Here is a 22,135-nt window from a genome sequence, read left to right as displayed (position 1 = left end):
CGCTGCCCGATTATGCAGGGAGTCGAAGAGTCTGGAAGGTTGCCAATGCAGCCGCATCCGTTTCGGCGCCTGTCGCGGAGATTAACGTTTGATCTGCATCAATGCCCGCAGCCTAAAGGGTACTTATCTTGACACGTGCTGGGAGCAAGTCATGGACGCGAATCGAGACGACGGTAGAGCGGTAACGGAGAGCAGGCGCTGGCGCGTTCTGTCTTGGCTAACTGCTGCACTGGTCATAGCCGCCATCGGGTTTGCGGGAACCTCAAACGCAGAGGCCCGTCCAGTTCAGCATCAGTATGTCCACGGTGCCATGAGCGAGTTGCACAATATCGCGGAGCGCGCCGGAAATTGCGGCAATGGGACAGAACATAGCGCCGACACCTGTTCGGTTCACGGGCACTGCGTCGTGTGTGCGGTCGGAAACTCAGACATTTCCGCCCCGCCGCTGTCAGGCGCAGCGCGTCCCGGTCTGCGACTGACACCCCTTCCTGCAGGTCTCAGATCTGGCCCTGCCGGACGACCTCCCAAATTCACTTGAACGGTCTGACAGGCTGGCGCGGTCGGGTTGCACTGCGCACTTGTCACACGGGCGTCCGGCTGACCTTGGGGTTGGCAGATGTCTTCCGTGATCATTGGCAATCACGCCTTGGTTCACCGTTCTGAGGTGAGTCTTCGGCGTGGTCCGACAGACCCGTTCCGGTGCCACAGGCAGAACGTCCAAAGATCCAGTACACGCACTGCCCCAATGACCCGGAACCTTCAGATTTGAAGGTATCCACCTATGTCCAATCAACATCACTTCACGACCCGCCGAGGCTTTCTGGCCGCAGCGGGGTTCGGCGGTACCGCACTTTACGGCTTATGGGTCGGTTACGGCGCGGCCCCTGGCCCGCTGGCGCTCTTCGGTGTCACGCATACTGAGGATGCAGTCGGCGCCGCCGGTCAAGGCACCCATGCGGATCAGGGACCTGATGCGCTGACGCCCGAAGCTTTCGAGGCACGGCTACAGGCGTTCATTCAGCGCTTCGGCGAGGCCGACGGCAGCGTGCGTCCCCTTGCTGAGGAAGCTGGGCATGACGCCATGGCCGATCAGGCGCAACATGATCCGCATGCCAGGCATGCGCCAGTGGCGCAGGTCGATCACGGCGACCATGGGCCAGCGGATCATGGTACCCAATCCGGCCTCGACCCGCATGCCAATGACAATGCCGCACCGATCGACATCTGGCTCCAGGCGGCGCAGTTCAACTTCGAGCCCTGGCATCTGCGTTTGGAAGTGAACCAACCCTACCGCTTTCGGATGATGGCGACTGATGTGGCGCACGGGGCCTCAATCCAGTTCGGGCGTGGCGGGCGGATGATCCGCCTGCGGCCGGGCCTACTGGTGGAAACCGAAATGCGTTTCAGGCGGGCGGGTGACTACCTGATTTATTGTACCGTCTATTGCGGCGCGGCGCATGACGCCATGCAGGCGCGCCTCAGCGTGACGGAAGGCGGTGCGACATGAGCGGGCCTCTTCGTGACCGACTGGCCACCCTTTCACCCGTTGACCGCTGGCTGTTGCAGGCGATGTCTGGCGTGGCACTGCTGGTGTTCCTGGGCGGCATCTCCGGGGGCGTCGGCGTGGCGCTGGCGCGGGCGGGCTGGATCGACCTGCTGCCGGAAGCGGGCTACCGACTTCTGACCCTGCACGGTGTCGGCATCTTCTTCTATTGGCTCTTTCTGGTGCAGGGCGCGATCCTGCTGGCACTGGCCGCAGGCGAAGGCGGGCGCGGACTGGCAGGGCGCGCGCTCGGCTGGGCCGGATTCGGGCTGATCCTTGCCGGCATGGCGCTCTCGCTTGGCGCGGCCACCGGCGGCACGCCGCTGCTTTATGACGGTAATCCCCAGCTGGCCGCACATGAACCCGGTCGGCTGGCGGCTTTCAACGCGGGCTACATCCTTCTGGGCCTCGGGCTGATCGCGATTCCCGCGGCGGGGGTGGCCACGCTCCTCGCGGCCGTCCGGCGCGTGGGCGAATTCTCGGCGGTGGGCTTTGCGCTCTTCACTTGGGCGGGGTTCCTGATGGTCAGCGGATTCGCCATGATCTACGTTTTCGCGCCGGGCGTCTTGTGGGCACTGGGTCTGGGTGAGATCCCCGCAAATCACGGCACCAATTGGCACATCGTTTTTCACAACATGCATTATCTGCCGCTGATGGCTACGGTCATCGTCTGGTATGTGCTGATGCAGGAGGTGGTCGGCGTGAAGTCGATCTTTGGGGCGCGCTTCTCGAAGCTCGTCTTCGCCGCCTATCTCGTCTTCGTACCGCCGACCTCGCTTTATCACATGTTTCTGGAGCCGGATCTGCCGGGCGCAGTGCGGATCGCGGGATCGCTGCTGTCGCTTTTTGTCAGCGTTCCGACCCTCACCGCCTTCCTGATCATCATCGCCTCGCTTGAGGTGCATGCACGCGCCCGTGGCGGGCGGGGGCTGTTCGGCTGGATCCGGATGCTGCCCTGGCGTGAGCCAGCGATGGCGGCGGCGGGCTTCGCGGTGCTCAACATGGGTTTCGGCATCGTGCTCGCCTTCGCGCTGATCCAGGCAGACCTCGCACCGCTTCTGTCGGACACCTTCTTCGTGCCGGGGTATTTCCACTTTTTCACCGTTGGCACGGTCTCGTTGAGCTTCCTCGCGGCACTTGCCCTGATCCTGCCCGCGCTGACCGGGCGCGGCCTGGCAATGCCGGGGTTGGCGCGGTTCACGCCGCATCTGACGACGCTGGGGTTGCTGGCCTTTGGTGGCGCCGGTGTCGCGGCGGGTTATCTGGGTGTGCCGCGCCGGGTGATCGACGCGGGCTACGGCGGCGAGGCACCCCCGCTCTGGTCATCGCTGATGGGGTGGGTTGCGGCGGGTGGGCTGGTCATGGCGCTGGCCTTGACGGTCTTTGCCCTTTCGGTCGCTGGATCGTTGATCGGCAGCAGGGCGGCACCAACCTGTTCGTCGCGATGGGATGGAACGACCCCGCCACGTCCGGGCGCGGCCGCTTTGGTCGGCCCTCTCGGCGTTCTGATCATCGTGATCGGAATGTATGGGGCCACAACGCTTGGATTCGAGACGATGCGCGCGCTGCCGGTCGAGGCGGTGGGCGCCGGGCATGGCCACTAAACAAAAGGAGACTGATATGAAATTCGACATCACCCTCATCTTCACCGTGGCCACTGTTTGGGCGGTGCTGGCGCTGGCATACGCGCTTGCGCCCTGGAGCGGCATGATCGGCTATGCCTGGGTCTGGGGCTTTGGCGCGGCGCTGTTTCTCGCCCTCGGCCTAGCCCTGCGCAGGGCTACCAGACCTTACCACGACAAGGAGGGCCCGTCATGAGCCAATAGGGTACAAGCCCCCCAATGCGCCATGGGGCATAGCCTTGCCGTGCGCAATCGTTTTGGTCGTCACTGTTAGAACGTGTCGCCACCGCTGTCGGCCTTTTCGTTTTTAATCAATCATATGCCGCAGCCAGCGCGCGCATTTGATCGCGCCGAAGTTTGTTCCACAACAACGTTGCGCGTGGAGAAACAGCGTATCCACTGACGGTGTTGAGCGTGCTTCTCCCGGTTTTGGCTCGTCCTGTACCCAGCCACAGGACGAAACAGCACAGCGGGCAGTCCGGTCGTTCAAATGGATACGCCTGAACATGATTAGCTTGAGTCGATGCTTCCGCTACCCCTCGATGCTGCGCCATAGCGACGGCGACACAGCGCACCCGATGCTGGCGCTCGCTCGGGTTGTTTTACTTGGTGTCCTGCTTTCGACATCTTCGGCAGCGGCCGAGACCATCCTGCCACACTTTCTTTCCGAAGTGCCCGCGGGTGATCTTGTGCCCGGAGCCGATGCATATGGTGCGGTGCTGCCGGATGCGCCCGTCGCCCCTGTGACCAAGGCCGGTGAAACCATCGCTTGGGCATTTGTCACATCGGACTTCGTTTCCACAACCGGCTATTCTGGCAAACCGATCCATACGCTGGTTGCTGTTGACAAGGATGCGCGTGTGGCGGGATTGAAGCTCGTCAAGCATTCAGAACCTATCGTGCTGATCGGGATTCCCGAAGCGAAGATGGCGGCCGTGGTTGCCGGTTATGTCGGCCTTGATCTTGTGGCGGAAGCGAAATCCGGCGGCACGGCGCATGAGTTGGACATCATCTCGGGCGCGACTGTCACGGTGATGGTCATAGACGACTCCATCGTAAGAGCCGGACTGAAAGTGGCGCGGGCGCTTGGGCTTGGCGGGTTGACCCCCAATGCCGCGCCCGTCGGCCCCACGTTCGAGTTGAACCCCGATGCAAACGCGGCAGCCGACTGGACGACGCTGGAGGGCGACGGCACGCTGCGTCGCCTTTCGCTGGATGTGGGGCAGGTCAATGCCGCTTTTGCGGCGCTGGGTGATGAACGTGCCATCGCCCGCGCTCTGACCGAGCCGCCTGGGACCACTTTCATCGAGATGCAGACCGCTCTTGTGTCACATGCCTCCATTGGCAGGGCGATACTGGGCGACGGCGAGGCAGCGAACCTGACCACCTGGCTGCAACCGGGAGAGCACGCTCTCGTCGTCGTTGGCAGGGGGATCTACAGCTACAAAGGCTCGGGCTATGTCCGTGGCGGCATTTTCGACCGCATTGTCCTGATCCAGGACGATGTCTCGGTTCGCTTTCGCGACAAGATGCACAAGCGGCTGGGCTCGGTTGTTGCCGACGGCACGCCCGAATTCACCGAGACAGATCTGTTCAAGATCCCGGCCGATGTCGGCTTTGACCCGACGAAACCCTTCCGCCTGCAGCTTTTGGTACACCGCGAAGTCGGACCCATCGAAAAAGTCTTCACCACCTTCGATCTGGGCTACCAACTGCCGCAGGGATACCTTCGCGCTGTCGCCGCGCCCCCGGTGTCGGAGGCCGCCGGAGCTGTGGCCGACGTCACCGATCAAGCTGAATCCGCTGCCCATCAGGCCCTTTGGAAGCGCATCTGGGCAGACAAGCAGGTTGAAATCGCGATCACGGTGGCGATGCTTGCGGTCCTGACGCTGGTTTTCTTTTTCCAAAGCATCGCCACCCGGAACGCCCGCGCCTTCTTCTGGTTCCGCATGGGGTTCCTGACCTTCACTCTGTTTTTCCTTGGTTGGTATGCCAATGCGCAGCTTTCGGTCGTCAACCTGATGGCCTTGTTCGGCGCGCTGGTCAGCGGCTTCAGTTGGCAGGCTTTCCTTCTGGACCCGCTGACCTTCATCCTTTGGTTCTCGATTGCCGTCGCACTCCTTTTCTGGGGGCGTGGGGCCTATTGCGGTTGGCTCTGCCCGTTTGGCGCGCTGCAGGAAATCACCAACCGCATCGCCCGGGGGCTGCGCGTGCCGCAATGGACGCTTCCCTGGGGCCTTCATGAGCGCCTTTGGCCGATCAAATACATGATCTTCCTCGGCCTCTTCGGCGTCAGTCTGATGAGCATCGAACAGGCCGAACGCTTCGCCGAGGTCGAACCGTTCAAGACCGCGATTGTCCTGAAATTTGTCCGCACTTGGCCGTTCGTGGCCTATGCGCTGGCGCTGCTTGCCGCTGGTCTGTTCGTCGAGCGGTTCTATTGCCGCTACCTTTGCCCGCTCGGGGCTGCATTGGCGATCCCGGCGCGGATGCGGATGTTCGACTGGCTGAAGCGTTACAAGGAATGCGGCAACCCATGCCAGAGCTGCGCCAACCAGTGCCCCGTACAGGCGATTCACCCCACTGGTGAGATCAACCCGAACGAGTGTGTGAACTGCCTGCATTGCCAGGTCCTGTATCAGTCGAAAACCATCTGCCCGGTCGTGATCAAGAAGATGAAGCGGAGAGAAACGGTCGCCGCTTCCCGCGACGTTTCCGGGCACCCGAACCACCCCAACACGCAACCTGCTGAATAAAAGGAGTTCCGAGAATGACACAGGAACACAAGACTGGTCTTTCCCGCCGCGCAATGCTGGGTGCCACCGCCGGAGGGGCCGCAATTGCTGGCACCCTGGGCGGAGGTCGCCTTGCCCTGACTGGCGGGCTTTTCGGCGGGGCGACGCTTGCCTCATCCGGTGCCGCGCTGGCGGCTGGCGAAGGATACAGCGTGGCCCCCGGCCAGTTGGACACGCATTACGGCTTCTGGTCCTCGGGTCAGTCGGGCGAGATGCGTATCCTTGGCATCCCGTCCATGCGTGAACTGATGCGCGTGCCGGTTTTCAACCGCTGCTCGGCCACCGGCTGGGGGTCTACCAATGAATCGATCCGCATCCACCAACGGACGATGACCGACAAGACGAAGAAATACCTCGAAGCCAACGGCAAGAAGATCCACGATCAGGGCGATCTTCACCACGTCCACATGTCGTTCGCAGACGGCAAGTATGACGGCCAGTATCTGTTCATGAACGACAAAGCCAACACCCGCGTCGCCCGCGTTCGCACCGACGTGATGAAATGCGACGCCATCCTGGAAGTCCCGAACGCAAAGGCCATCCACGGCCTGCGCCCGCAGAAATTCCCGAAATCCACCTATGTCTTCTGCAACGGCGAGGATGAGGCCCCGCTGGTCAACGACGGCTCCACGATGCAGGATGTCTCGACCTATGTGAACATTTTCACCGCCGTCGACAGCGCCAGCTGGACCCCGGCCTGGCAGGTGATCGTCAGCGGCAACCTCGACAACTGCGATGCCGACTATGAAGGCAAATGGGCCTTCTCGACATCTTACAACAGCGAAATGGGCATGACGCTGTCCGACATGACCGCCGCCGAAATGGACCATGTCGTCGTCTTCAACATCGCCGAGATCGAAAGGGCCGTCGCCGCAGGTGAGGGGCAGGAACTGAATGGCGTCCGCGTGCTGGACGGACGCAAAGAGGCGAAAAGCCAATTCACCCGCTATATTCCCATCGCCAACAACCCACACGGCTGCAATATGGCGCCTGACAAGAAGCACCTTTGCATCGCCGGCAAGCTGTCGCCCACCGTCACCGTGCTGGATGTGACCCGGTTCGATGCGCTGTTCACCAGCGACATTGATCCGCGCAGCACCGTGGTGGCCGAACCCGAACTGGGCCTCGGCCCCTTGCACACCGCTTTTGACGGGCGCGGCTTTGCCTATACCTCGCTCTTCCTCGACAGTCAGGTGGTCAAGTGGAGCATTGAGGACGCGATCAAGGCCTATGCGGGTGAAGCGATCGACCCGATCAAGGACAAACTTGATGTGCACTACCAGCCCGGCCACCTGAAGACGGTGATGGGCGAAACGCTGGAAGCCGAGAACAACTGGCTGGTCTGCCTGAGCAAGTTCAGCAAGGATCGCTTCCTGAACGTCGGCCCGCTGAAGCCCGAAAACGATCAGCTGATCGACATTTCAGGCGACAAGATGGTCATCGTTCACGACGGACCTGCCTTCGCCGAACCGCATGATGCGATTGCCGTGGTTGCTTCCCGGGTGAACCCGCTTTCCGCGTGGAAGCGTGATGATGTGATGTGGGCCGAAACCCGTACCCAGGCTGAGGCCGATGGCGTGGACCTGGACGACTGGACCGATGCGGTGATCCGCGACAAAGACGATCCGAAGAAGGTCCGTGTCTACATGACCAGCCAGGCACCTGCGTTTTCCCTCGAAACCTTCACTGTGAAGGAAGGCGACGAAGTCACAGTGATCTGCACCAATCTGGATGACATTGACGACCTGACCCACGGCTTCACGCTTGGCAATCATGGTGTGGCGATGGAAGTCGGGCCGCTGGCAACGGCATCTATCACCTTCACCGCGGCTCAGGCCGGGGTCTACTGGTACTACTGCCAGTGGTTCTGCCACGCCCTTCACATGGAGATGCGCGGCCGGATGTTTGTGGAACCTTCGGGAGCCTGAGACTGATGTTTGCGCGCCTGATTGCCTTGTTTGCCATGCTTTCAACGCCGCTCTGGGCGGCGGAGGTGCATGTCGAGCCGGGCGCAGGCTCATTGGCTGCAGCCATCGCCGGGGCAGACCCCGGCGATGTGTTGCTGCTTTCCGGCGGGGCCTATCTTGGCCCCGTCATCATCGACCGAACCCTGACGTTGCAAGGCGACGGCCGTGCAACGGTCGACGGGGCGGGGCAGGGCACCGTTATCACCATCACCGGCGATGACGTGGTGCTGACGGGTCTTCACGTGACCGGATCCGGCACCGACCACACCGAGATCGATTCCGGCATCAAGATCGTCAAAGGGGCCGACCGCTCGCGGATCGAAGGCAACCGGCTTACCGACAATCTGCACGGCGTTGACGTGCATGGCGGGCTTGACAGCATCGTGCGTGGCAATGTGATCGAAGGCCGCAGAAACCACCGGATGAACGAACGCGGCAACGGGTTCTATGTCTGGAACAGCCCCGGCACTGTGATCGAAGGCAATACCGTCCGCTACGGCCGCGACGGGATATTCTCGAATGCCTCGAAAAAGGGCACCTACCGGGGAAATCTGTTCCGCGATCTGCGCTTTGCCGTCCACTACATGTACACTCACGACAGCGAGGTTTCAGGCAACGTGAGCATCGGCAACCATTTGGGTTTTGCCATCATGTTCTCCGACCGCGTCGTGGTGAAGGATAACCTCAGCCTCGGCGACCGCGAACACGGGGTCATGCTGAACTTTGCCAACGGGGCCGACGTTGCAGGCAATCTGGTGCGTGGTGGCACCAGGAAATGCCTCTTCATCTACAATGCCCACAAGAACCTGATCTTCCGGAACCGCTTTGAAGGCTGCGGCATCGGCATCCACTTTACCGCCGGGTCTGAACGCAACCTGCTGACGGGAAACAGCTTTCTCGGCAATCAGGAGCAGGTCAAATACGTCGGCACCCGCCACATGGAGTGGAGCCATGAGGGGCGCGGCAACTTCTGGTCCGACCATCCCGCTTTCGATCTGAACGGTGATGGCATCGCCGATGGCGTCTTTCGACCCAATGACCTGATGGACCATATCCTCTGGTCGCAACCCGCCGCCGCTCTTCTGACCGGCTCTCCTGCCGTGCAACTCATCCGCTGGTCACAGTCGTCTTTCCCGGCCGTCATGCCGGGCGGTGTAACCGACAGCCACCCCCTGATGCAGCCCATTATCATTCCCGTTCCAGACTCCGTTGCGGTCTTTGAGGCCGAGGTTGCAGGGCGTTGGACCAAAGGCACAAACGATGACATCGACCTTGACGATCTCGGATCTCACTAAGCGCTTTGGTGAGGTGGCGGCCCTGACCGGGGTCAGCCTCACTGTCGCACCCGGTGAGCGGGTGGCGCTGCTGGGCCATAACGGCGCCGGGAAATCGACACTGATGAAGATCATTCTGGGCCTCATTCCGGCGACGGGCGGCAAGGTCACGATCTGCGACGCAGCACCGGGGTCGACTGCTGCCCGCCGGGCGGTGGCTTATCTACCGGAAAATGTGGCTTTCCACCCCGCCCTCACGGGTGAGGAACAGGTCCGCCATTACCTGTCGTTGCGCGGTGAACGCCCGCGACTTGCCATGGGCCTGTTGGAAGTGGTCGGCCTCGCCCACGCCGCCCGCCGCCGGATCGGGACCTATTCCAAGGGGATGCGTCAGCGCGTTGGCCTTGCCCAGGCCCTTATCGGCCATCCGCGTCTTCTGGTGTTGGACGAGCCCACCTCTGGTCTCGACCCTGTGTCGCGTCGCGAGTTCTACGTGCTGCTCGACGACCTTGCTGCACAGGGCGCTTCGATCCTGTTGTCATCCCATGCCTTGACCGAGGTCGAGGCACGGACAGACCGGATCGTGATCCTATCCAAAGGCCGTGTTGTTGCAGAAGGCTCCCTTGCGGATCTGCGACGCCGTGCAGATCTGCCCGTCACCCTGCATGTCACCGCCCGCAACGGGTATGCAACCGACATCGCGCAAAGTCTGCCCGGAGCGATCATGGTCGATGGCGCGCTACACCTTACCTGCATGCAAGCTGACAAACTGCAGACCCTTGGCCGCATCACCGACCTTGGCGACAAGGTGGCAGACCTGGATGTTCTGCCCCCCAGTCTTGAGGATCTTTACAGTCATTTCAGCCAGGGGAACGCGCCATGAAACGTATCCTCTCCACCGCGTCCACCGAATTTCGCATCGCCCTGCGCAATCGCTGGGTCACCATTGCGCTTGTCCTGATGGCGGTCTTTTCGCTGGTCCTCTCACTTGCCGGATCGGCGCCCACCGGGGGCCTTGGTGTTGACCGACTGTCTGTCACCGTCGCCTCGCTGACCTCGCTGTCGGTTTACCTGATTCCGCTTCTTGCGCTTTTGATCAGCTTCGACGCCATCGCGGGCGAGGCCGAGCGCGGCACGCTGTCCCTCCTCCTTGCCTATCCCATCGCGCGGGAAGAGGTGCTGATCGGCAAACTGGCGGCCCATCTAGCGATCCTTGCCCTTGCCGTCCTTCTGGGGCATGGGCTTGCGGCGGGCGTGGCGATCTGGTCCGATCAAAGCGCGGTGGAAGGGCTCCCTGCGCTCTGGCGGCTGTCATGGTCGTCGATCCTGCTGGGGGCCACCTTCCTTGGCGCGGGCTATGCCTTGTCCTCGCTCTCCCGTCGCCCCTCGGGTGCTGCCGGGCTCGCTATTGGCCTCTGGCTGGGCCTTGTCGTCCTTTACGACATCGCCCTTCTGGCCGCTATCGTTGCCGACAATGGCGGTTGGTTCACGACCGAAGCCTTTCCCGTGGCGCTGATCGTGAACCCTGCCGACGCGTTCCGGCTTTTCAACCTCACCGCCTCGGGTGCGACGGCCGCCGCCGCCGGCGTGGGCGGGGCGGCCGACGCCATCCCGCTTTGGCATTCGCTGTCCTCGATCCTTGTCTGGCCCGTCGCAGCGCTTGCCCTTGCCGCTGCCGCATTCCGAAAGGTCACCCCATGAAACGCGCACTTCTTTCCGTCTTTCTGCTGGCCGCCTGCCAGGAAGATCTGGCGCAGAACACGGATCCGCTCCCCCTGAGCCCGGAAACCGTCGGCCATTTCTGCCAGATGAACCTTCTGGAGCACGAAGGGCCCAAAGGTCAGGTGCATCTTGAAGGCTTGCCCGGGGCGCCCTTGTTCTTCAGCCAGGTCAGCGATCTGGTGGTCTACCTGCGCCTGCCGGAACAAAGCCACGCGGTCCTGGCGATCTACGTCAGCGACATGGGTGCGCCCGGCGCAACCTGGGCTGTTCCAGGCGCGAAAAACTGGACCGACGCCCGCACGGCGCAGTATGTCGTCGGCGCGGCTGTCGAGGGCGGGATGGGGGCGCCCGAAGTCGTGCCTTTCGCCACCCTCGCAGCTGCCCAGGCGTTTGCGCAAGAACACGGCGGCAATGTCATGGGGCTGGACGCGATTCCCGACCGCGCCGTTGCAGCCCCCATTTCCGATGCCGCCACGGGTGAGGATGATTACGTCCATCGCCTGAAAGCACTCACCGAATAACCCGAAGGGTACCCCATGTTGACCCGCCGCCGCTTCATCGCCATTTCTGCCGCCGTCTTTGCGCCCTCGATGGCCATGCCAGAGACGCCCAACTTGCATGTCGAGACAGGCATTGCTCTGGGTGCGACCGTCACCCTGCGGCTGTACCATTCCGACGCGCCCCGCATTGCGGCGATGGCGATGGAAGAAATCCGGCGGTTGGAAGCCATCTTCAGCTTTTATCTGCCGGACTCGGCCCTTTCGCGTCTCAACCGCGACGGCTTCCTTGCTGCGCCGCCGTTCGAACTGCTGGATTGCCTTACCCTTGCCGGAGCGGTTTGCCGCGCCAGCGGGGGGCGTTTTGACCCGACGATCCAGCCGCTCTGGCATGCCGAGGCCAGGATGCTGGAGATTGGCCGTTCCCTCACCCATGCCCAACGCACCGAACTGATGGCCCATGTCGGCTGGGACGGCGTGACCCTTGCCTCGGACGCAATCACCCTTCGCCCCGGTATGGCGCTGACCCTGAATGGCATAGCGCAGGGCTATATCGCCGATCGCGTGGCCGCATTGCTGGCAGACAATGACCTGAGCCGTGCCCTGATCGATACCGGGGAAATGATTGCGCTGCCGGACGGCAGTTGGCCGGTTCAGTTGGCTGGGGGCGGCAAGCTGACCTTACAGAACCGCGCCCTTGCAACGTCTGCACCCCGCGGCATGACCTTTGGTGGCGATGGGGTGACAAGCCATATCTTCGACCCGGCCACTGGTCGCCCGGTCCTGTCGCGCTGGCGCAGCATGACCGTATCCGCAAGTTCTGCGGCTGTGGCCGATGCGCTTTCGACCGCCGCCTGTCTGTTCGACAACAAGGCAGATGCCGTAGCGCTGTGCGAGGCATACCCCGGCGCGGTCCTTGAATCTGCGGTCTTACTGTAGAGCCGAAGACCGACGATCCTGCGCCTTTTCCCGTTCAAGACCTTGTGGCAGCTTGGATGACCAAATCTCAGCCACGGCGATCCTCCCAGATCAGCTTGCACAGGGAGTGGACAAAACATGGGGGTCGCCGTCGGTGATCTTGCCTGTGCAAAGGTAGGGTCTTTGCGAGGGGGCGGCTTCAAGCGCGGCCATCACGCGGCGCTTGCGGTAATCCTCCAGCGACAGGCCGCGCTGATCCGCCGTCGGGTTGCACCATGACATCATGAAAACGGTGAATCCCTGCGCGACCAGATAGCGTACCATCGAATTTTCGGGCGACAGATGAAGACTGTAGTATTTCATGATCCTTGCTGGCACGATCAGGATAGAGCGAGCCTGCACCTGTGGCGTCTGTGGCGCGTATTGGATCAGCTCGAATAGATCGTTGCGGAACACCATATGCCCCGGCGTGCAGGCCAGATTCTTGCCGATCTGCAACCCCTCCGGGGCAGGATCGCGCTGGCCGGTCACGGTTTTGATCGCATCATGCACGAATTGCTGCGCCCCTTCCGCCAGATTGCGCCCGCCGGTCTTCGCGGTCTCGGCCAGGATCTCGGCGTTCATCAGCGGCGAGTTCTACGGCGACAGCACATCAAGCGTCTGTCGCGCCAGAAACCGGGTGCGTTCGGCATCATCGGGGTGCAGACCGCGCATCGGTTCGGTGGCCTGATCCCACCAATCCTGCACCGCCAGAAACCCCTGTTGCTACCACAGGAACGGTGCCTTCTGCCAACTGGCATGATTGAACCGATGGTCATAGGGCTTCGGGGCAAAAGGCGGCGGACACACAGACCTGCCCGCAATCGTCTTGTCAGGCGTACCGATGCCGGACGGTTGGCACAAGGGGCAGGCATCAGGCGGTGGGCACGCATCAGGCGATGCGGATGATGCGCCGTCGTATTTTGCAGTCCGGCGGTAGTGATTTCAGAGTCGCAAGGAAGTCGGCTCTTCTGTGCATATCGTCCAGCCCTTAACGCTGGTCTTCTGTGATCAGGGCTTCTGGCAGGTTCTGGTAGCAGACGGGGCGGAGCCAGCGGCGGATGGAGAGGGTGCCGACCGAGGTGGCGCCGAAGTTGGTGCTGGCGGGATAGGGGCCGCCGTGGACCATGGCATCGGCCACCTCGACCCCGGTGGGGAAGCCATTGGCGAGCACCCGGCCTGCTTTCCGATCAAAGACCCTCAGCAGGCGTTGGCCAAGCGCGGTGTCTGCATCATCCAGATGCAGGGTGCAGGTCAGCTGGCCCTGCAGGCTGTGGGCGATCGCCTCCATCTCTGCCGCGTCGCGGACACGGAGGATCAGGCCGAGCGGGCCGAACACCTCTTCGGCCAGCATGTGATCGGCCAGCCAGTCCGCGCCCGAGACCTCGAACAGGTTCGGCGTGGCGGTACGCACCTCGCACATCGTGGTGAGCAGGCTGCGCACACCGGTCCCGGCGGCCACCCGGTCACGGCCCGCGCGATAGGCCTCGGCCATGCCATCGGTCAGCATGGTCTGCGCCCCGACCGGCTCCAGCGCGGCGCGTGTAGCGGTGGCAAAGGCATCGGCCTCCGGCCCGTCGATCACCACAGCGATGCCGGGGTTGGTGCAGAACTGGCCGGCACCCATGGTCAGGCTGGCGGCCCAGCCCTTGGCCAGCGCATCCCCGCGCGCCGACAGGGCGGCGGGCAGCAGGAACATCGGGTTGACGCTGCCCAGCTCGCCGAAGAACGGGATCGGGTCCGGCCTGCGGGCGCAGAGATCAAACAGCGCGCGACCGCCACCGAGCGAGCCGGTGAAGCCGACGGCACGGATCAGCGGATGCTGCACCAGCGCCTCGCCGACGTCGCGCTTGCCACCCTGGACCAGACTGAACACGCCGGGGTGCAGATTGCATGATTTTCGTGCCGCATCAATGGCCTGCGCCACGATCTCGCCGGTGCCGGGATGGGCGGAATGGCCCTTGACCACGACCGGGCAGCCCGCCGCCAGCGCCGAGGCGGTGTCGCCGCCCGCCACCGAGAACGCCAGCGGGAAGTTCGAGGCCCCGAACACCGCGACCGGACCAATCGGGCGCTGGATCATCCGCAGATCCGGCCGTGGCAGCGGCTGACGGTCGGGCAAAGCCACATCGTGGCGGCGGTCCAGATACTCACCAGCGCGGATATGCGCCGCAAACAGCCGCAGCTGGCCGGTGGTGCGGCCCCGCTCGCCCTGCAGACGGGCGGCAGGCAGGCCGGTTTCTTGCGTACCGATCTCGGTGATGGCCTCGCCGCGCGCGTCGATCTCATCAGCGATCGCCTCAAGGAAGCGGGCGCGATCCGCGCGCGAGGTGGCGGCAAAGGAGGGAAAGGCCGCCTCGGCCGCCTCACAGGCCTGCGCCACCAGCGCGGGCGTGCCGACGCCAAAGTCATGGACCGGGCCATGGGCCGGGGTGGAGGCAAAGGTGGTCTCCCCCGCAACCCAGTCGCCCGCGATGAGGTGCTTGCCTGTCAGCATGTCAGTCTCCGATTTTTGAGGCGGACCGGGGGGGGTTCACACCCCCCGGCGCGACTTTGTTTTCTTGAGCCAATGGCGAAATCAAAGTCGCACCCGTGGGATAATTAGGGACAGAAAATGGGTCAGGCGAGACCCTTTTTTCTGGCCATGCGATTCACGGCGCTGATCAGGGCGTAGGACCAGAGCAGCAGCACACAGACGCCCAGCACGGCCGCAATCGGGCGGTCAAAGAATGCGCTGAGGTCGCCGCCGGATTTGATCATGGATGTCATGAACATCCGCTCGAACATCGGGCCGAGGACAAGGCCGAGGATGATCGGGGCCACCGGAAAACCGTTCTCTTCCAGCAGCCAGCCGAACAGGCCCAACGCAAGCATGACGATGATGCCGAAAGACGAGTTGGTCATCGCGAATGACCCGACCAGACAGAAGCTGAGCACCATCGGCAGCAGAATGCGGCGCGGCACCCTCAGCACCTGACGCGCAGCGCGCACGGTGGCCCATCCCAATGGCAGCAGCAGGAGGGTGGACAGGATAAAGATGATGAAGACCGCGTAGATCAGTTGTGGATTTTGCAAAAACACGGTCGGCCCGGGATTGAGCCCTTTCATGTAAAGCACACCGATCACGATCGCCGTCACACTGTCACCGGGGATGCCAAAGACAAGCGCCGGTATCCACGACCCGCCGACCGCCGCATTATTGGCGGAGGAGGCGTCGACCAACCCTTCGACATGACCCTTGCCGTAAGCTTCGGGCGTTTTGGAGAAGCGTTTCGAGACCGCATAGGCCATCCAGGCCGCGATATCGGCCCCGGCACCGGGCAGGGCGCCGATCAGCGTGCCCAGTATGGAACTGCGCAGGATGTTCTTTGGATGCTTGCGGATCACCCCACCCACGCCCTTGAACAGCGGACCGGAAGAGACCGGCATGGCCTGCACCGGATCGGCAGAGTTCAGCCGGATCACGCCGCGCATCACCTCGGCCAGCGCAAACAGGCCGATCATCGCCGGAATGAACTCCACCCCGGCCAGCAGGTTGGTGCTGCCAAAGGTAAAGCGGGGCACGCCTGTTGTCGGGTCAAGGCCGACCGTGGCAAGCGCAAGGCCGATCAGCAGGGAAATGCCTGCCTTGAGCGGCGCGGCGGAGGCGATGAAGATCGCGCAGGACAGGCCAAGGGCGGCAAGCCAGAAGTATTCATATGAGGTGAACTTCAGCGCAAATTCCGCAAGGATCGGGGCGGCAAGAAACAGCACCGCAATGCCGAACAATCCGCCGATGCAGGACACCACAAGGCTGACGCCAAGCGCCAGGTTCAGCTTGCCTTGCCGGGCCAGCCGGTGGCTGTCCTCGACATAGGCGGCAGAGGCCGGGGTGCCGGGGATGCGCAACAGCGCACCCGGAATATCACCGGCAAAGATCGCCATGCCACTGGCGGTCACAATGGCCGCCAGCGCGGGGATCGGGTCCATGAAAAAGGTGATCGGCACCAGCAGGGCGGTTGCCATTGTGGCGGTCAGGCCGGGCATGGCCCCGACAAACATGCCGAACATGCCGGCCAGCAGCGCGGTCAGCAGCACCGTCGGGTCCATGACCAGCAGGGCGGCGGCATATATCGCGTCAAACGTTCCCATGTCAGAGAAATCCTTCCAGCAGGCCGCGCGGCAGCGGCACGCGCAACAATCCGGCGAACAGCCACCAGCACAACAGGCTGCCCGCCAGCGCGAGGCCGATCGAGGCGGACCACGACAGCCGGACCGACAGGAACAGCAGCGTCAGACCGATGATCGACACCGCAAGATACCCAAGGGTCTGAGCCAGCAGGATATGCCCGAGCACCAGAACCAGCACCATCGCGGCGGGCAAAAGGCCCCGCGGGCTTTTCAGCTCCGGCTCCAGCGCGGCAAGGGCCACTGGGGCACCTGCCGCCCTGCGGGACACGATATCGCCGATGACCAGCAGGCCGCCACCGATCATCAGCCCTGCGCCAAGGATGCGCGGCAAAAGCGATGCGCCATAAGGCATGCCGCCCGGATTGGGAAAACCCGACGCCACCTGAAAAATGAACAGACCGATTGCAATGAAGAGTGCGCCCGAAAGGGCGTCTGTGACGCGCATGATTTCCCCCCGTTTCCGACAAAGGGCGGGCATTGATCAATGCCCGCCCCTGTTTCATTCAGCGGGGATCAGCCCTGCACCAGACCTGCGGCGCGCATGGTGTCGCCCATGGCGACATCCGCCCCGGCCATCATCGCCCCATGTGCCGCCGGGTCGAGATATTCGATGTTGAATCCGCGCCCATCCATGAAATCGACGAATTCGGGGTCTGTCGCGATCTCGGCCAGAGCCTTTGAGATCGTCTCGGCCACATCCGCAGGCAGATCTTTCGGCCCGCAAACGCCGCGCCATGTGGCAAGGGCAAAGTCGCCGCCGCCCGCTTCGGCCAATGTCGGCAGATCGGGGTGGCTGCTGGCACGCTCGGCCCCCATCAGCGCAAGGTTGAGTGCGCGGCCCGCGTCCACCATCGCCTTGGTTTCGGCCAACGAGACCGTGACGATATCAACACCGCCTGCGATCAGATCCTGCATCGCCGGGGCCGATCCTTCGGAGGGTACCCATGTGACATGATTGCCTTCAAGGCCAAGCGCCTTGAGCCAGCCGACGAGCGCCAGATGCCAGATGCCACCCTGCCCCGTGCCACTTGCCTTGAAGGTGCCGGGGGCCGAGGTGCGGATCGCGTCAGTCAGCGCCGCAATATCCTTGTAGGGGCTGTCGCTGGACACGGTAACGGCCGGGCTGTCGGCATTCATCAGGCCCAGCGGGGTGTAGTCGTCAGGGCCGAGCTCGGTCAGGCCAAGGTGGTGCATCATGGTGATTTCCACCGTGACGATGCCCAGCGTGTAGCCATCGGCATTGGCCGAGGCGATGGCCGAATGGCCGACAACCCCGGCGCCGCCGGTGCGGTTGACCACGGTAAAGGGCTGGCCCAGACGCTTTTCCAGCAGGGCCGCGATCATCCGTGCTGTTGCATCGGTGCCGCCACCCGCACCCCATGGCACGACCACGGTGACCGGGCGGTCAGGATAGCCCGCGGCAAGCGCGCGGGCCGGGTTCAGGCCAATCGCGCCAAGGGCCGCAGCCCCCAGCAACAGGCCGCGACGGTTTGGTTTCGTGAAATCAGTCATGTGGTTCCTCCCTCTGGTTTCAGTCTGGCCCGTGTGGCCAGTTCAGGCGGCGAGCGCAGCCCTGAAGTCCGCCTCCGCTGCCCGCAGCGCTTGGGCGGCGGCGGCAATAACTGCCCGCCGGTCCTCCGGCACGGGCGAGCTTGGCAACAGGATCGGCCCTGTCTCGGCCAGCCCCGACAGGGCGACCGCTTCGTGCAGAACGCGGATCTCGTTGACCTGACCGCGCAAAGCCTCCAGCGGCTGAATGGGCAGCAAAAGCTGTTCGGCGCGGGCCTTGTCGCCCTGTTTCAGAGCCTGAAACAGCGCGTTGGACAGGGCTGGCGCGATGCAGACGCAACCGGCGGTAAATCCCGGCAACCCGAAATCCAGCATGTGCGGAATGGCCGGTGGCTCGCCAAAGCCCGAGATGATCCGTTCGGTGCCAATGGCATTGATGATGTCTGACAGGTAGGGATCAGGTGCCCCAAGGTCGCGCGGTACAGCGTATTTCACGCCAAAAACCACCCCTTCGGCAACCAGCGCGGCAAGGGTCTGGGCGGGGATGTAATTGTCGGTCTTGATGTAGACCAGCAGCTGAACTCCCGACTCGGCAGTGAAACGGCGCATGGCATCCGCCATACCGGCATGGGTCAAGGGTGCGCCCATCGGCAGCATCAGCGCCACCGGAAAGCGGCGCGATTTCAGGATGGCCGCCTGATCCACCAGCTTGCCGGCGTCCGGTCCGACAGATGGCAACACCCAGCTTTCTGGGGCCGCCAATGCTTCCAGCCGGTCCAGCCAGTCGGCATAGACCGACATGGGCCAGTGCTGCGCCAGGGCATTGCCGCCATACAGCAGCGTGGTGACGCCCCCCGCCTCCAGATGCCGGATCACGGCACCATTGGCGCTATCGTCAAACTGCCCGTCTGCGGTGCGGGCCAGGGGCGGGACTGCCATGATGGAAAGGCCCAGATCAGCAGGGGAAACAGTGTGGCGCATGGACTCAGATCCTTGTTTGGTCGTCAAAAGGGGTAACTTTGATTCGTAAATGAGTCAATAGTTGTCAAGTAAGTAAAAAGCAGATAGGCAGCAGGGAAATCTCAGGAGGACAACATGCAGCACATCAAGGTGGCAATCGCCGGGGCCGGAGCGATCAGTGAATTTCATCTCAAGGGATGGCAGGCGCAGCAGGATGTGTCGCTGGTCGCCATCTGTGATCCCGACCGGGAAAAGGCGCAGGCCCGGGCCACCGCATTCGGGATCGGCGCAGTGTTCACCGATGTCGCCGAAATGCTGGCCGCAACCGGCCCGGATGCCATCGACATCATCACACCCGTCGGCACCCATGCCCCGCTGGTGCGGATGGCGGCAGATCGCGGCGTGCATGTCATGTGCCAGAAACCCATGACACCCACCGTCGCCGAGGCTGAGGCGCTGATCGCCGATGTGGGCGACCGTGTGCGCTTCATGGTGCATGAAAACTACCGCTTTCGCCCGCATTACGCCGAAATCGCCCGCCGGGTGCAGGGCGGAGAAATCGGTCGTCTGCGCCACGCCCGCCTGACCGTGCGATCGTCATCGCTGTTTGACTATCCGGGCAAGGTGCCGTTCCTGCTGGGCCGCCAGCCCTATCTGGCGCAGTTCAAACGTCTTCTGGTGTTCGAAGTGCTGATCCACCATCTGGATGCCCTGCGCTCCATTCTGGGCGAAATAGAGGTCCTGTCGGCCCGGCTGGACCGCATCAACCCCGAGCTGCAGGGCGAAGATGTGGCGCTTGTCACCCTGAAGACGGCTGATGGCGCGCTGATCCAGATGGATGCCAATATCTCGGCCCTCGGCTATCCGCCCTTGCCGACAGACCGGCTTGAACTGCTGGGCGATGCCGATACGCTGATCTATGATCGTGACCGGATTTCCTGCCTGTCGCGCCCGGATGAGGTGTCTTTGCATGATCTGGCCGCGAATTATCAGGCCTGCTTTACCGGCGCGGTGACCGAATTTGTCACTGGCCTGCGCAGCGGCAAGCCGTTTGCGACCGACAGGCTGGACAATCTGCAGACCTTGCGCCTTATGGAATCGATCTACCGGGCTGCGGGCGTGGACGTGTAAAACAGGCGGAGGCGGCGGTCATGACAGCAACAGAGCGGCGCGAACCCACGCTTGCGGATCAGGTCTACGACCGGCTGCTCTCTGATATTGTCGAAGGGCGGTATCCGTTGCAGTCGCGTCTTCCGGCCGAAGAAGCACTGGCCCAGACCTGCGGCGTATCGCGGCCTGTATTGCGCGCCGCTCTGGCACGGCTGCGCGATGATGGCATGATCTCGTCCCGGCGCGGTTCCGGCAATTATGTGGCGCGCCGCCCGGATCGGTCGGTCATGCAATTCGTGCCGCTTGGGTCGATCACCGACATTCAGCGCTGCTATGAATTCCGTGCAGATGTTGAAAGCGCCGCTGCGGGTTGGGCCGCCCAACGGCGGGATGACAGTGACCTTGCCGCACTGGAACAGGCTCATCAGCATATGGAGACCAGCTATCTGCAACAGGCTTTGGGCGTCGATGCGGACCAGTTGCTGCATGTCTCTATCGCCAGAGCGACAAAGAACCCGTTCTATCAGACGGTCCTTGAATCGCTGTCACAGCAGATCACCTTTGGCATGCAGCTGTCCCGGTCCCTGACCCTTCAGGCGGCACCCGACCGGCAGGCTATCGTGCAGGCTGAACACAGGGCCATCATCGACGCCATCAGGGATCAGAGCCCCGAGGCCGCAGCAGCGGCCATGCGACGGCATATCATGGGAGCCCGCGACAGGATGTTCGTCGGTCAGGCCCAGGTCTGACCTGTCCGGGCGGTGACGTGTCGACAGTGGCAAAGACTCCCGCACGCTCAGCCAGCCCCGCATCCCTCAACTGCTCCGCGTCCGGCAGATCGGCAAGGCTTTCCAGACCGAAGGCCACCAGAAAGGCTTCAGTGGTGACAAAGGTATAGGGCGCGCCACGACGGGGCGCGCGGGGGCCGGTGGCGATCAGGGCGCGGTCGGACAGACGGCCGATCAGGTCGCGGCTGATCTCCTTGCCAAAAATATCCTTCAACCCGTCGCGGGTGTTCGGCTGGTGATACGCAATCGCAGCCAGAACCGCGATGTCAAAGCCGGTCAGAGTCAGGGCCTGCCCCGCCACATTCGCCGCCACCCGGATGACATCGGCGTATCCCGCCCGCGTGCGCAACATTCAGCCTGCGCCCACCCGCGCTATATCCTCGCGTGGCACCGGGGCCGCACTGGCAAACAGCACAGCCTCAACCCGGCGCAGCCATTCGCGCCAACGCAGATCTGGTGGCAGGTCGGTTAATTCAGGGTCAAACAGGGCCGGCGCACGCGGTGCTATGTTACAACAAATACAACCGGAACGTTCCGCGCCCGGTCAGCTCACGCACCGCGCCGAGGGAAACCAGCCGGTCACACAGCCGTCGCGCGGCCCGGTTCGACATCACCCCGGTGAGCGCCTGCGGTGCCAGCGCGTCCTGCGCAAGAAACAGCCCGACTGCCTGCCCCGCCGGTTTGGCGCGCAGCTTGGGAGCCACCGCCCGCAGCCGGTCAGCGCGGCGGTTCAGATCGGCAGCCATCTGCACCGCAGGCCGGGCCGACATCACTACCGTCCGGTAACAGGCCAGCCGCAGGGTCTCGTCCGTTCTATGCAGATCGCGCGGCTTCAGCCCTGTGGTGAGGATTGGCACAAGATGCGCCCAGCACAGAGCCTGTGCCGCCCAGAATCAGTGCAGGCACCAGCGCCAGTGGCGCATCGGCCAGCACCGCCTCGATCACCGTCGTCGCCCGTGCGACCGCTCCGGCCGCCCTGACGCCTGCACACACGCCTCCGCCGCCGCCAGCGCCAGCCATGCCCTCCACAGGGCCTGCGGCACCTCGGGCCGGACACAGAACCTCGGGTCGGACAAAGACAAGCTGCAGATGCGCCAGGGCCGCCCCCGACCAAAATGCCATGTCTTCAAGGCCCTCCACCCGCCCTGCCACAATCCACCCCGGCAACGCAGGCACGGGGGCGGGGGTGCAATGTGACGATGGAACTGTGACGGCCATGCA

20 protein-coding genes and 1 pseudogene are annotated in these 22,135 nt (G+C 63.3%); 12 read left to right on the top strand and 9 right to left on the bottom strand.

Going from position 1 to position 22,135, the window contains the following annotated elements; translation table 11 throughout:
* Positions 1 to 781: 781 nt before the first annotated feature.
* From Q8K08_RS04715 to Q8K08_RS04670, 10 genes are all read left to right on the top strand, one after another.
* Positions 782 to 1,507 (top strand): hypothetical protein, encoded by a 726-nt coding sequence (locus tag Q8K08_RS04715; RefSeq protein ID WP_304802805.1) that lies wholly within the window; start codon positions 782 to 784, stop codon positions 1,505 to 1,507.
* Positions 1,504 to 3,147: a cbb3-type cytochrome c oxidase subunit I gene (locus tag Q8K08_RS04710; RefSeq protein ID WP_305249342.1), complete on the top strand. Its 1,644-nt coding sequence runs from the start codon at positions 1,504 to 1,506 to the stop codon at positions 3,145 to 3,147. Before Q8K08_RS04715 ends, Q8K08_RS04710 begins: the two co-directional genes overlap by 4 nt.
* Before the next feature lie 16 nt (positions 3,148 to 3,163).
* The gene (locus Q8K08_RS04705) at positions 3,164 to 3,361 is read left to right on the top strand and encodes a hypothetical protein (protein ID WP_304802800.1); all 198 of its coding nucleotides are present in this window, start codon (positions 3,164 to 3,166) and stop codon (positions 3,359 to 3,361) included.
* A gap of 346 nt (positions 3,362 to 3,707) precedes the next feature.
* A complete protein-coding gene (locus tag Q8K08_RS04700; RefSeq protein WP_370870513.1) occupies positions 3,708 to 5,921 on the top strand; it encodes a 4Fe-4S binding protein in 2,214 nt (737 codons plus the stop codon).
* Positions 5,922 to 5,935: 14 nt separating this feature from the next.
* The gene (nosZ, locus tag Q8K08_RS04695; RefSeq protein ID WP_305249341.1) at positions 5,936 to 7,888 is read left to right on the top strand and encodes a TAT-dependent nitrous-oxide reductase; all 1,953 of its coding nucleotides are present in this window, start codon (positions 5,936 to 5,938) and stop codon (positions 7,886 to 7,888) included.
* Positions 7,889 to 7,893: 5 nt separating this feature from the next.
* On the top strand, positions 7,894 to 9,222 hold the full coding sequence (locus Q8K08_RS04690) for a nitrous oxide reductase family maturation protein NosD (RefSeq protein ID WP_304796324.1): 1,329 nt from the start codon (positions 7,894 to 7,896) through the stop codon (positions 9,220 to 9,222).
* Positions 9,188 to 10,084 carry an ABC transporter ATP-binding protein gene (locus tag Q8K08_RS04685; protein WP_304796321.1) on the top strand — a complete coding sequence of 299 codons (897 nt, stop codon included), beginning with the start codon at positions 9,188 to 9,190 and terminating at the stop codon, positions 10,082 to 10,084. Before Q8K08_RS04690 ends, Q8K08_RS04685 begins: the two co-directional genes overlap by 35 nt.
* Positions 10,081 to 10,902, top strand: a complete 822-nt coding sequence (locus tag Q8K08_RS04680; protein ID WP_304796319.1) for an ABC transporter permease — start codon at positions 10,081 to 10,083, stop codon at positions 10,900 to 10,902. The genes Q8K08_RS04685 and Q8K08_RS04680 overlap by 4 nt, the downstream gene beginning before the upstream one ends.
* Entirely contained in the window at positions 10,899 to 11,444 is a 546-nt protein-coding gene (locus Q8K08_RS04675) for a nitrous oxide reductase accessory protein NosL (RefSeq protein ID WP_304796316.1), read from the top strand. The genes Q8K08_RS04680 and Q8K08_RS04675 overlap by 4 nt, the downstream gene beginning before the upstream one ends.
* 15 nt (positions 11,445 to 11,459) lie before the next feature.
* The gene (locus Q8K08_RS04670; RefSeq protein ID WP_305249340.1) at positions 11,460 to 12,359 is read left to right on the top strand and encodes an FAD:protein FMN transferase; all 900 of its coding nucleotides are present in this window, start codon (positions 11,460 to 11,462) and stop codon (positions 12,357 to 12,359) included.
* Between the two features lie 90 nt (positions 12,360 to 12,449).
* On the opposite strand, the gene Q8K08_RS04665 is transcribed toward Q8K08_RS04670, so the two are convergent.
* The 6 genes from Q8K08_RS04665 to Q8K08_RS04640 all read right to left on the bottom strand — a co-directional run bounded on the left by Q8K08_RS04665 (position 12,450) and on the right by Q8K08_RS04640 (position 19,037).
* A complete protein-coding gene (locus tag Q8K08_RS04665; protein ID WP_304801684.1) occupies positions 12,450 to 12,962 on the bottom strand; it encodes a hypothetical protein in 513 nt (170 codons plus the stop codon).
* Between the two features lie 406 nt (positions 12,963 to 13,368).
* Positions 13,369 to 14,874, bottom strand: coding sequence for an aldehyde dehydrogenase (NADP(+)) (locus Q8K08_RS04660; RefSeq protein ID WP_305249339.1), 1,506 nt, complete (start codon positions 14,872 to 14,874; stop codon positions 13,369 to 13,371).
* A gap of 122 nt (positions 14,875 to 14,996) precedes the next feature.
* Positions 14,997 to 16,508 carry a tripartite tricarboxylate transporter permease gene (locus tag Q8K08_RS04655; protein ID WP_305249338.1) on the bottom strand — a complete coding sequence of 504 codons (1,512 nt, stop codon included), beginning with the start codon at positions 16,506 to 16,508 and terminating at the stop codon, positions 14,997 to 14,999.
* Position 16,509: 1 nt separating this feature from the next.
* A complete protein-coding gene (locus Q8K08_RS04650) occupies positions 16,510 to 16,992 on the bottom strand; it encodes a tripartite tricarboxylate transporter TctB family protein (protein WP_304802902.1) in 483 nt (160 codons plus the stop codon).
* Between the two features lie 68 nt (positions 16,993 to 17,060).
* Positions 17,061 to 18,059 (bottom strand): tripartite tricarboxylate transporter substrate binding protein, encoded by a 999-nt coding sequence (locus Q8K08_RS04645; protein WP_304802899.1) that lies wholly within the window; start codon positions 18,057 to 18,059, stop codon positions 17,061 to 17,063.
* A gap of 42 nt (positions 18,060 to 18,101) precedes the next feature.
* Positions 18,102 to 19,037, bottom strand: a complete 936-nt coding sequence (locus tag Q8K08_RS04640) for a dihydrodipicolinate synthase family protein (RefSeq protein WP_305249337.1) — start codon at positions 19,035 to 19,037, stop codon at positions 18,102 to 18,104.
* A 114-nt stretch (positions 19,038 to 19,151) separates the two neighbouring features.
* Between Q8K08_RS04640 and Q8K08_RS04635 the strand changes: the two genes are divergently transcribed.
* Both Q8K08_RS04635 and Q8K08_RS04630 read left to right on the top strand, forming a co-directional pair.
* Entirely contained in the window at positions 19,152 to 20,147 is a 996-nt protein-coding gene (locus tag Q8K08_RS04635) for a Gfo/Idh/MocA family protein (RefSeq protein ID WP_305249336.1), read from the top strand.
* 20 nt (positions 20,148 to 20,167) lie between these two features.
* Positions 20,168 to 20,875: a FadR/GntR family transcriptional regulator gene (locus Q8K08_RS04630; protein ID WP_305249335.1), complete on the top strand. Its 708-nt coding sequence runs from the start codon at positions 20,168 to 20,170 to the stop codon at positions 20,873 to 20,875.
* Positions 20,876 to 20,927: 52 nt separating this feature from the next.
* Here Q8K08_RS04630 and Q8K08_RS04625 read toward each other — a convergent pair.
* The 3 genes and pseudogenes from Q8K08_RS04625 to Q8K08_RS21920 all read right to left on the bottom strand — a co-directional run.
* Positions 20,928 to 21,422, bottom strand: a pseudogene (locus Q8K08_RS04625) (SMC-Scp complex subunit ScpB); the annotation flags it as partial.
* 1 nt (position 21,423) lies between these two features.
* Positions 21,424 to 21,771 (bottom strand): DUF1403 family protein, encoded by a 348-nt coding sequence (locus tag Q8K08_RS21925; protein ID WP_322573426.1) that lies wholly within the window; start codon positions 21,769 to 21,771, stop codon positions 21,424 to 21,426.
* Complete coding sequence (locus Q8K08_RS21920) at positions 21,728 to 22,132, bottom strand: hypothetical protein (protein ID WP_370870511.1); 405 nt, start codon at positions 22,130 to 22,132, stop codon at positions 21,728 to 21,730. Before Q8K08_RS21920 ends, Q8K08_RS21925 begins: the two co-directional genes overlap by 44 nt.
* Positions 22,133 to 22,135 lie beyond the last annotated feature (3 nt).

The organism is Pseudotabrizicola sp., from assembly GCF_030684215.1.
Taxonomy (GTDB): domain Bacteria; phylum Pseudomonadota; class Alphaproteobacteria; order Rhodobacterales; family Rhodobacteraceae; genus Pseudotabrizicola.
The sequence above is the reverse complement of the archived record's forward strand: the minus strand, read 5'-3'. Positions and strand labels throughout refer to the sequence as shown.